Genomic DNA, 9,338 nt, shown 5'->3' on the forward strand with positions numbered 1-9,338 from the left:
TCTGCTGTTCCGATGGGACAGCTGGACGCGTACGCCGCATCACAGCCAGTGATGCCCGTAGCGCAAGCTCGCCGCCAGCGGCGGCAGGCAGTTGACGGTGTACGTCCACACGGTGGCGTCTCTGCCCGGCCCGCTCCGTCAAAGAGCGAGGCCGGGCGCCGTACGAGCCACATTCTTCAGGTCGCGCGTGGTGAGCGTACGGAAGACGAGCGAGGGGACGTTGCCGCCGCCGGAGGTGTACAGCCGGGCGGGGTCGAAGTCGTCCTGCGGGTTGGAGTTGAGGACGGTGAGCGTGCCGCCCTTCTACGGCTTGGAGTCGCCACTCGCGCCCTTGGCATCGTTGTCTTTCGGCCCGCACGCGGCGGCGCCGGCGGCCAGGACCAGGCTGACGGACACCGCTGCCACGCGGCGCTTTCTGACGGACGGTTGGCGCATCGGAAGACGACCTCTCGAATGATGAGACGGAATGACGAGCAATGAGACGGGAGTGAACACACGTCTGCCCGGGCGTCGGGTCGCATCAGGTCGTCGAGAACCGCCACCGATGACGGAGGTCAGTCGGGGACAGCAAGGGTGAACGTCGCGACACACACGCCGGGGGCGGGTGTCAGCGACAGAGAATGTCTGCCACGCAGAGGGGGGTCACGCCGATCAGCGCCAGCTCGATGGCTGCGCGTTCGACAACATGACTAGACCACATGCGCAAAAATATGAACGAACTTTCCACCCATGTCAACGTGACCCCTGAGACAGGGGTCAACTCCCGGGATACGGCCAGGGATTGGCCCGGCAGTGGATCCCGTCGTGGTCGAGGAACTTGGTCTGCTGCTGCATGACCGGCGCCAGCTCGCCGTCCTTGTCGCAGGTCACATGCCCGTAGCCCAGCCGGTGGCCGACCTCGTGGTTGATCAACATCTGCCGGTACGGGTAGATCTTGTCGCCGTAGGTCTCGGACCCCTGCGCCCACCTGTAGGCGTTGATCATCACGCGGTCGGTGGCGGCCGAGTCGCACGACACGTTGTCCTCGGTGGTGTCGAGCCCGGACTTGGCGCACCAGAAGGCGGTAGTGCCGGGGCTCGCCAGCGTGATCACGAAGTCGGGCTTGCCGGAGGAGATCCGCTCGAACGTACGGCCGCCGCTGTGGGCCCAGCTGCGGTTGTCGTTGAGCGTCTTCTGCACGGCCTGCGCGAACAGTGTGCCGTCGAGGCCCAGCCCCTGCTCGACGTCCACGCGGTAGGTGTACTTCCGCCCGGCCCCGGGCGCCTTGGCGAACCCGCGGATCGCGTCGAACTTCCCCGAGCCCTTGAGCTTCGCCCCGAGCGCGTACGTCTTGGCCATCTTCTGGTCGTACGTCAGTGTCGTCACCGCGGCCGGCGCGTCGGACGCGGAGGGGAGATTGTCGCCGCCCGCCGCGGAGTCCTCGGAGCCCCGTACGTCCTGGCCCGAGCCGTTCGCGGTCTGGGTGCGCACGCCGCCGTCGTCCTGACCGTTGGTGACCTGACCGGCCACGACGACCGCCAGCACGGTGGTGACGGCAGCAGCCGCGATCCCGGCGAACGCCCGCCCCTTGCCGCCGCCCTTGCCCTTGACCGGCTCGGCGGGCGGGACGTACCCATTGTCGGCCTCGGACTCCCAGGTGGTGACGTCCGCGTAGGGATCGCCGGGGTGCCGGGTCCGGGCGCGCGGCGCGAAGAGGTCGACGTCCTCGGCGCCGGACGTACTGGCTCCGTCGAAGGCATCGACGTACGCCTGCCGGGGTCCCCGCGCGTTCGGGGGCGCGGAACGCTGACCCGGTATGGCCGGCCCTGTGCCGTTCCGCGCGCCCAACTCGCCCCAGCCGCCGCCGGTTTCCCGCTGCTCGGGGTGGCCGCCTCCCCGGATGCGGGGAAAGCCGTGAGCAGGGGTTCCGTCCGGGAAACGCGGTGTCCCGCGCGCGGGGGTGCCGTCGGGCAGGCGCGGGAAGCCATGAGCGGGCGTACCGTCAGGAAACCTCTGAGGCAGGCCCTGTTGAGGCTGTTGCCGCTGCTGGGATTGCGGGTTCTGCTGAGACTGCGGGCCCTGCTGAGATTGCGGGCCCTGCTGAGGTCGCTGCCCTTGTCGAGGCTGCTGCCCCTGTTGAACCACAGGGATGTTCGCGGTGTCGCCCTTACTGGCGCTGCCGCCGGTTCGGCCGCGGCGGCTGTGACGTCCCACCTCGCGTCTCAGCTCCCCGCGTTCGCGGCGCCGGCCCGGCTGCCGACGGTCCTCGCTGCCACAGTACCGGTATCCGCTGTCAACTCACCTGTGCCCCCGAGCAGTTCACGGAACGCCGATGCCACCGTGTCCGGATACTCCATCATCGCCACATGTCCGGCGTCGGGCAGCGAGAGCAGCCGGGAGTCACGGAAGGCGCGTGCCGCGCGCTGGGCCATGCGGTAGGAAACGAGCTGGTCCCGGCCGCCGTAGACGAGGAGCGTCGGCGCGAGCACGCGCTCGGCCTGGCGCCACAGGCTGTGCTGGCCGCCGAGCGTGTAGGCGTTCACGATGCCTCGCGAGGAACGCGTCATCGCGTCCCAGAAGTACGGCAGTTGCAGCCGTCGTTCCATCTCTTCGACCGCGTGGCGGAATCCCTCAGGTGTCACCTGCTCAGGATCCCCGTAACAGAGCGCCGTGACGCCGCGGACGCGCTGCTCGGCGCTCCACTGTGCGGTCATCCGGGTGAACAGGCGGGCCACGCCGGGCAGGGCGAGCAGCGCGGTCGGCACCGCGGTGCGCTGCACACGGACCTCCGGCAGCGCGGGCGAGACGAGCGTGAGCGTCCGGACGAGGTCGGGCCGCACCGCCGCGACGCGCGTCGACACGGCGCCGCCCATCGAGTTCCCGAAGAGGTGCACGGGCCCACGCCCGGAGGCGTCGAGGTAGCGGATGACGGCACGCGCGTGCCCGGTGATCGAGTAGTCGCCGTCGTCCGGTGGCGGGGAGTCGCCGAAGCCCGGCAGGTCGATCGCCTCGCTGTCGACGATCTCCTCGTGCAGCTGCATGAGCGCCGACCAGTTCTGCGAGGAACCGCCCAGGCCATGGACGTACAGCGCGGGAGGCAGTCCCACGCGCGCGGGTGGCCGCGACCGCACGGTCAGAGTGATCCCCGGCAGACCCACCGAGCGCAGTCGCTCACCCTCGGCGACCCTGACGGGCGCCACCTTCGGCAGCACATTGGTGGCCGGCACGTACGGCCGCTCGGTCGAAGACATACGGCAATGTTACGAGACGATCACGCAGTGGTTCGTGTGTTCGGCGTCACAGGCGGGCCGCCCGGCCGTGCGGCACCTCGGCCACCTGGCGTCCCGCCCCCGCGTCTCCTAGCCTCGTAAGCAGGGCACCCGTAGTGAAGCCGTACCCCACGGGAAGGGGGCCCAGCATGGCCGTCGATCCGACCGACCCCGAGGCCTTCGAGGAGATCGAGGGTTTCGAGGAAGAGGAAAGCGAAGAAGACGAGCAGGACGACGCCCCGCTGACCGGTGAGAACACCGACCGCGCCAATGAGGCCGACCTCGCGGAACAGGCCCGCGTGGTGAAACTGGACGAGGACGAGTACCGATAGCCGCCATCACCGCTCGGCACTCGGCTACTCCGTGCCCGGCACAGGAATTATTGCTATTTGAGCAAATAGCCCGGAACATCCAGTCCCTCGGTCGAGGAATTTCTGCTCTCGCACCGCGCACACCAGGGTTACCGAAAAGTACGATGGCCGCGCGGCGCACACCGCATGTGGACGAAATTGGGAGGCGGCGTGACAGCCATCGAGCAAACTGAGGCGGCACGCCCGCGGGGCACGCGGTTGCCGCGTCGCGCCCGACGGAACCAGCTGCTGGGCGCCGCCCAGGAAGTGTTCGTGGCGCAGGGCTACCACTCCGCCGCGATGGACGACATCGCCGAACGGGCCGGCGTCAGCAAGCCGGTGCTCTACCAGCACTTCCCGGGCAAGCTCGACCTCTACCTCGCGCTGCTGGACCAGCACTGCGAGTCCCTGATCGAGTCGGTCCGTACGGCTCTGGCGTCGACCTCCGACAACAAGCAGCGCGTACGGGCGACGATGGACGCGTACTTCGCCTATGTAGAGGACGACGGCGGCGCCTTCCGGCTGGTCTTCGAGTCGGACCTGACGAACGAGCCCGCCGTGCGCGAGCGCGTCGACAAGGTGACGAACGAGTGCGCGGAGGCGATCTGCGAGGTCATCGCCGAGGACACCGGTCTCTCGCGCTCGGAGTCGATGCTGCTCGCCTCCGGTCTGGGCGGCCTCTCCCAGGTGGTGGCGCGGTCCTGGCTGCACAGCGACCGCAGTGTTCCGCGTGATCAGGCGGTCCAGCTGCTGGCCTCGCTGGCCTGGCGCGGCATCGCCGGTTTCCCGCTGCACGGCACCGAGCACCACTGACCGCCCGTTTGTTCCCACCGGCTGTTCGCTCCTGGCGTTCCCGGGCGGAACATGTACGTCCCCTCACCGGGCTAATGTGTGCTGGGTACGGCGCGGATGGCCGCGCACTTCACTGACCGTCGGAGGGACATAGCCGTGGAGGTCAAGATCGGCGTGCAGCACGCGCCCCGCGAGATCGTTCTGGAGAGCGGTCAGAGCGCCGAGGAGGTCGAGCAGGCGGTGGCCGAGGCACTGTCCGGCAAGTCGGCGCTGCTGAGCCTCGTGGACGACCACGGCCGCAAGGTCCTGGTACCGGCCGACCGTCTCGCGTACGTCGAGCTGGGCGAGCCGACGGCCCGCAAGGTGGGCTTCAGCGCACTGTAGGGCACGTATCGACATGCATGTGGGTGGGGCCCGGCGGTTTCGAACCGCCGGGCCCCTCTCATGTCCGCACCCATGCGATCCGTTGGTCCGTATTCACAGGTTGACCACACGTCACCCTTACAAGTGGGTTGCTCTGAGCAGGTCACGGGTATGACGGGCTGTGAACGTCACGCGCAGGCAGGCTGTGGGAGGGACCCCGACATGTTCTTGGAAGCGCTCGGCTCCGCGATCCTCGGCCTCGCCCTGGCATGGGCGGCGGCCTACCGCCTGCCCGACCGTCTCCCGGCCCGCCCCCTGGTCCTGTCGACCGGCGTGGCCGGAGCCCTCTTCGGCGCCTTCATCACCCACAGCGCACTGAGCGCCGGCCACTTCCTGCTGATCCTGCTGGGCGCAACAGCGGTCTCGGCCGCCTCGGTCTCCCTGCTCCTGCGCCCTAAGGCCAGACTCCGCCGATCATCGGCGACGGCGTAGCCGAGCCGACAGGGGCGCGGGGAACTGCGCGCCCAGCCACAACGGACCCGCAGATGACGGCGAACCCCAGCAGAGCGACTACGCGGCCAACCCCAACGCAGCCATCCGCTTGGTGTGCGCCTCAGTGATCCGCGAGAACATCCGCCCGACCTCGGCAAGGTCGAACCCGTCCGCGACGCCACCCACGAGCATCGTGGACAACGCGTCCCGGTCGGCGACAACCCGCTGCGACTGCGACAACGCCTCCCCCATCAGCCGCCGCGCCCACAGCGCGAGCCGCCCACCCACGCGCGGGTCCGCGTCGATCGCCGCGCGCACCTTCTCGACGGCGAAGCTCGCGTGCCCGGTGTCGTCGAGGACCGCGAGCACCAGCCGGCGGGTGTTCGCGTCGAGGCGGGCCGCGACCTCGCGGTAGAAGTCGCTGGCGATCGAGTCACCGACGTACGCCTTGACGAGGCCCTCCAGCCAGTCCGAGGGCGCCGTCTGCTTGTGGAAGCCGTCGAGCGCGGCGACGAACGGCTCCATCGCCTGGGTCGCGTCGGCGCCGATCTCCGTGAGCCGGTCCCTGATCTGCTCGAAGTGGTGGAACTCCGCCGACGCCATCTTGGCCAGTTCCGACTTGTCGACGAGGGTCGGCGCCAGCTTGGCGTCCTCGGCGAGCCGCTCGAACGCGGCCAGCTCGCCGTACGCGAGCGCGCCGAGCAGGTCGACGACCGCGGCGCGGTACTGCGGGTCGGTGGCGGCCTGCGCCCAGTCCTGGGCGGCGATTCCGGTGAGTGCGGGAGCGGCTTCGGCCGCGGTTTCTGCGGGGGTTTCGGAGGTACCGGAGGCGTTGTCAGGCGTCGTCATGAAGCGCACAATAGCCCGCCTGCCGCAAGGCGGAAGTCCCTGCTCAATCAGTGTGACGACCACTACGTGACCGAATCGGCCATCGCATGTGCGCGATTCCGGGGTATGGTGGTAATGCGCTCGTTGAGTTGAAAGACGTATCTCGACGGGCCACACGAATGAGGATGCCCGGTCGGTGGCCCGATCGGCTCCGACCCGACAGCTCTCCTCGTCCGTACGGCACGATGCGTACGGAATTCGGAGGGACCCTCAGCGGTACGAGCGCTCGAGCGTCGGCAGTGGTCCCGTGCCACTCGGCCCGCCCGTGAGGCGGCCGAAGTTTCCGGCACGGTCCCGACACGACCCCCGCGCTCGCCTCGCACCGCGTACACAGAAGAGGCATTGCCCTGACTACGACTTTCCGGGATCTCGGAATCCTTCCCGAGACCGCCGAGGCGCTTGAAGCCGTCGGCATCATCACCCCCTTTCCCATCCAGGAGATGACCCTCCCCGTCGCCCTCACCGGCACGGACGTCATCGGCCAGGCCAAGACCGGCACCGGCAAGACGCTCGGCTTCGGGCTCCCGCTCCTCGAGCGCGTGACCGTCCCCGCCGACGTCGAGGCCGGGCGCGCCCAGCCCGAGCAGCTCACCGAGGCCCCGCAGGCACTCGTCGTCGTCCCGACGCGCGAGCTGTGCCAGCAGGTCACGAACGACCTGCTCACGGCCGGCAAGGTCCGTAACGTGCGCGTTCTCGCCATCTACGGCGGCCGGGCGTACGAGCCGCAGGTCGAGGCCCTCAAGAAGGGCGTCGACGTCGTCGTCGGCACCCCGGGCCGGCTGCTCGACCTCGCGGGCCAGAAGAAGCTGAACCTGAAGCACGTCCGCGCGCTCGTCCTCGACGAGGCCGACGAGATGCTCGACCTGGGCTTCCTGCCCGACGTCGAGAAGATCATGAACATGCTGCCGCCCCGCCGTCAGACGATGCTGTTCTCGGCGACCATGCCGGGCGCGGTCATCGGTCTCGCGCGCCGCTACATGTCGCAGCCCACGCACATCCGCGCCGCCGCGCCGGACGACGAGGGCAAGACGGTCGCGAACACCGCGCAGTACGTCTACCGCGCGCACAACATGGACAAGCCCGAGCTGGTCGCACGCATACTGCAGGCCGAGGGCCGGGGACTGGCCATGGTCTTCTGCCGTACGAAGCGCACGGCGGCCGACCTCGCCGACCAGCTCGCGCAGCGCGGCTTCGCCTCCGGCGCCGTCCACGGCGACCTCGGCCAGGGCGCCCGTGAGCAGGCGCTGCGCGCCTTCCGCAACGGCAAGGTCGACGTCCTCGTCTGCACGGACGTGGCCGCGCGCGGAATCGACGTCGAGGGCGTCACGCACGTCATCAACTACCAGTCTCCCGAAGAGGAGAAGACGTACCTGCACCGCATCGGCCGTACGGGCCGTGCGGGCGCCAAGGGCATCGCGATCACGCTGGTCGACTGGGACGACATCCCGCGCTGGCAGCTGATCAACAAGGCGCTGGAGCTGAACTTCAACAACCCGCCGGAGACGTACTCCACGTCGCCGCACCTGTTCGAGGAACTGAGCATCCCGGCCGGCACCAAGGGTGTCCTGCCGCGCTCGGAGCGGACGCGCGCCGGCCTCAACGCCGAGGAGGTCGAAGACCTCGGCGAGACGGGCGGACGCGGTGGCCCGCGCGGTCGCGGCGGCCGTTCGTCCGGCCACTCCTCCGGCCCGGCCGCTGCTTCCGCCCCGGCTGCGGAGCGCGAGCGCCCGGCACGTACGCCGCGCAGTCGCCGCCGTACGCGTGGCGGTGCCGCCGCGGACGCGCCGACGACTCCGGTGGCGTCGAGCACCCCGGCCGGCGAGGCGCTCGCCTCGTCCGAGCAGCCCACCGAGCGCCGTACGCCGCGCCGCCGTCGCCGTACCCGCGGTGCCGCGGCGGAGCCGGTGGCGGCCCCCACGACGACGTTCGTCGAGCCGTCGGCCGAGGCCGCGGTCGCGACGGCGGAGGGCACGGCCCCCGAGGCGTCGGAGCAGCCGCGCCGCCGCCGCACCCGCAGGTCGACGGAGCCCACCCCGACCGAGGCCGTCGTCGCCGAAGCCCCCGAGGCGGAAGCACCGGAGGAGCAGCCGCGTCGCCGCCGCACCCGTAAGACGGCGGAGTCGGTCGTCGACACCGTCGAGGCCACGACGGCACCGGCTGCGGAAGCCGCCGTGGACACCGCCGAGGGCGTCGAGGCCAAGCCGCGCCGCCGGACCGCCCGCAAGGCCGCCGAGCCCGTCGTGGTCGAGGTCGCCCCGGAGACTCCCGAGGCCGAGGTCACGAAGCCCCGCCGGACCCGCAAGGCGGCGGTCGCCGCCGTGGACACGGCCGAGGCGACCGAGACCAAGCCGCGCCGGACGACCGCCCGCAAGGCGACCGCCCCGGCCGCCGAGGCTGCCCTCGACACCGCCGAGGCGGTCGAGGCGAAGCCGCGCCGCCGGACCCGCAAGGCCGCCGAACCGGCGGTCGTGGTGGAGACCGCCGAGATCCCGGCCCAGCCGGCCTCGGAGCCGAAGCGCCGTGCAACACGTAAGGCGACGGCACCGGCCGCGGAGGCCGCCGTGGACACCGCGGAGGGCGTCGAGGCCAAGCCGCGCCGCCGTACGACCCGCAAGACCGCCGAGGCGGCTCCGGTCGTCGCGGAGCCGGAGGCCACGGAGCCGAAGCCGCGCCGTACCCGCAAGGCGACGGCCACGAAGGTCACGGTCGACACCGCTGAGGCCCAGCCGACCGCGACCGTCCCGGCTGCGGAAGCCGCCGTCGACACCGCCGAAGCCAAGCCCCGCCGTCGTACGGCACGCAAGGCCGTCGAGGTGGTCGTCGCGGACATCCCGGCCCAGGCCGCGGACGAGGTCAAGCCGCGCCGTCGCACCCGCAAGGCCGCCGAGCCGGTGGTCGTGACGGAGACGGCACCGGAGGCCGCCGAGGTAAAGCCGCCCAGGCGCCGCGCCACCCGCAAGGCGACCACGGACACCGTGGAAGCCTGACCCCCAGCCACACCCCGACGGCCCGGCCCACCTCCCCAGGTGGACCGGGCCGTCGGCGTCCCCGGGGTCCGGACACTTCTCGCCCCCGCCGCCCTTACCCGTCCCATCCCTGGGGGCTGCCGCCCCCAGCCCCCCCTTCGCGCTGAACGCGCTCGTCCTCAAACGCCGGACGGGCTGAGATACCCAGCCCCCCGACGGCGCCACCCTCGCGGTGCAGA

The 9,338-nt window shown here is 70.8% G+C and carries 9 protein-coding genes and 1 pseudogene; 5 read left to right on the forward strand and 5 right to left on the reverse strand.

Annotation, left to right across the window (positions count from 1 at the left end; all coding sequences use genetic code 11):
- Window positions 1-141: 141 nt before the first annotated feature.
- The 4 genes and pseudogenes from ACWDR4_RS40930 to ACWDR4_RS40945 all read right to left on the reverse strand — a co-directional run.
- Window positions 142-435: pseudogene (locus ACWDR4_RS40930) on the reverse strand (ABC transporter substrate-binding protein); the annotation flags it as partial.
- A 172-nt stretch (window positions 436-607) separates the two neighbouring features.
- Window positions 608-700, reverse strand: a complete 93-nt coding sequence (locus tag ACWDR4_RS40935) for an Ms4533A family Cys-rich leader peptide (RefSeq protein WP_327700321.1) — start codon at window positions 698-700, stop codon at window positions 608-610.
- Window positions 701-756: 56 nt separating this feature from the next.
- A complete protein-coding gene (locus ACWDR4_RS40940; protein WP_450416120.1) occupies window positions 757-2,001 on the reverse strand; it encodes a DUF3152 domain-containing protein in 1,245 nt (414 codons plus the stop codon).
- A gap of 200 nt (window positions 2,002-2,201) precedes the next feature.
- Window positions 2,202-3,230: an alpha/beta fold hydrolase gene (locus ACWDR4_RS40945; protein ID WP_450416108.1), complete on the reverse strand. Its 1,029-nt coding sequence runs from the start codon at window positions 3,228-3,230 to the stop codon at window positions 2,202-2,204.
- A 167-nt stretch (window positions 3,231-3,397) separates the two neighbouring features.
- Between ACWDR4_RS40945 and ACWDR4_RS40950 the strand changes: the two genes are divergently transcribed.
- The 4 genes from ACWDR4_RS40950 to ACWDR4_RS40965 all read left to right on the forward strand — a co-directional run bounded on the left by ACWDR4_RS40950 (window position 3,398) and on the right by ACWDR4_RS40965 (window position 5,245).
- The gene (locus ACWDR4_RS40950; protein ID WP_450416109.1) at window positions 3,398-3,580 is read left to right on the forward strand and encodes a hypothetical protein; all 183 of its coding nucleotides are present in this window, start codon (window positions 3,398-3,400) and stop codon (window positions 3,578-3,580) included.
- A gap of 189 nt (window positions 3,581-3,769) precedes the next feature.
- The gene (locus ACWDR4_RS40955) at window positions 3,770-4,411 is read left to right on the forward strand and encodes a TetR/AcrR family transcriptional regulator (RefSeq protein ID WP_450416111.1); all 642 of its coding nucleotides are present in this window, start codon (window positions 3,770-3,772) and stop codon (window positions 4,409-4,411) included.
- A gap of 135 nt (window positions 4,412-4,546) precedes the next feature.
- Window positions 4,547-4,774 carry a DUF3107 domain-containing protein gene (locus tag ACWDR4_RS40960; protein ID WP_235475002.1) on the forward strand — a complete coding sequence of 76 codons (228 nt, stop codon included), beginning with the start codon at window positions 4,547-4,549 and terminating at the stop codon, window positions 4,772-4,774.
- Window positions 4,775-4,975: 201 nt separating this feature from the next.
- On the forward strand, window positions 4,976-5,245 hold the full coding sequence (locus ACWDR4_RS40965) for a hypothetical protein (protein ID WP_450416113.1): 270 nt from the start codon (window positions 4,976-4,978) through the stop codon (window positions 5,243-5,245).
- Window positions 5,246-5,323: 78 nt separating this feature from the next.
- Here ACWDR4_RS40965 and ACWDR4_RS40970 read toward each other — a convergent pair whose 3' ends face one another.
- A complete protein-coding gene (locus ACWDR4_RS40970; protein WP_450416114.1) occupies window positions 5,324-6,094 on the reverse strand; it encodes a ferritin-like fold-containing protein in 771 nt (256 codons plus the stop codon).
- A gap of 479 nt (window positions 6,095-6,573) precedes the next feature.
- On the opposite strand from ACWDR4_RS40970, the gene ACWDR4_RS40975 reads away from it, so the two are divergent.
- Window positions 6,574-9,120: a DEAD/DEAH box helicase gene (locus ACWDR4_RS40975; protein WP_450416116.1), complete on the forward strand. Its 2,547-nt coding sequence runs from the start codon at window positions 6,574-6,576 to the stop codon at window positions 9,118-9,120.
- Window positions 9,121-9,338: the final 218 nt, after the last annotated feature.

Source organism: Streptomyces sp. NPDC000878, assembly GCF_053599695.1.

Excerpts from the sequence above, each read along its gene's own strand:
- ACWDR4_RS40935 (WP_327700321.1), bottom strand. The coding sequence starts at position 700 with ATGTGGTCTAGTCATGTTGTCGAACGCGCAGCCATCGAGCTGGCGCTG.
- ACWDR4_RS40945 (WP_450416108.1), bottom strand. The coding sequence starts at position 3,230 with ATGTCTTCGACCGAGCGGCCGTACGTGCCGGCCACCAATGTGCTGCCG.
- ACWDR4_RS40950 (WP_450416109.1), top strand. The coding sequence starts at position 3,398 with ATGGCCGTCGATCCGACCGACCCCGAGGCCTTCGAGGAGATCGAGGGT.
- ACWDR4_RS40965 (WP_450416113.1), top strand. The coding sequence starts at position 4,976 with ATGTTCTTGGAAGCGCTCGGCTCCGCGATCCTCGGCCTCGCCCTGGCA.
- ACWDR4_RS40970 (WP_450416114.1), bottom strand. The coding sequence starts at position 6,094 with ATGACGACGCCTGACAACGCCTCCGGTACCTCCGAAACCCCCGCAGAA.
- ACWDR4_RS40975 (WP_450416116.1), top strand. The coding sequence starts at position 6,574 with ATGACCCTCCCCGTCGCCCTCACCGGCACGGACGTCATCGGCCAGGCC.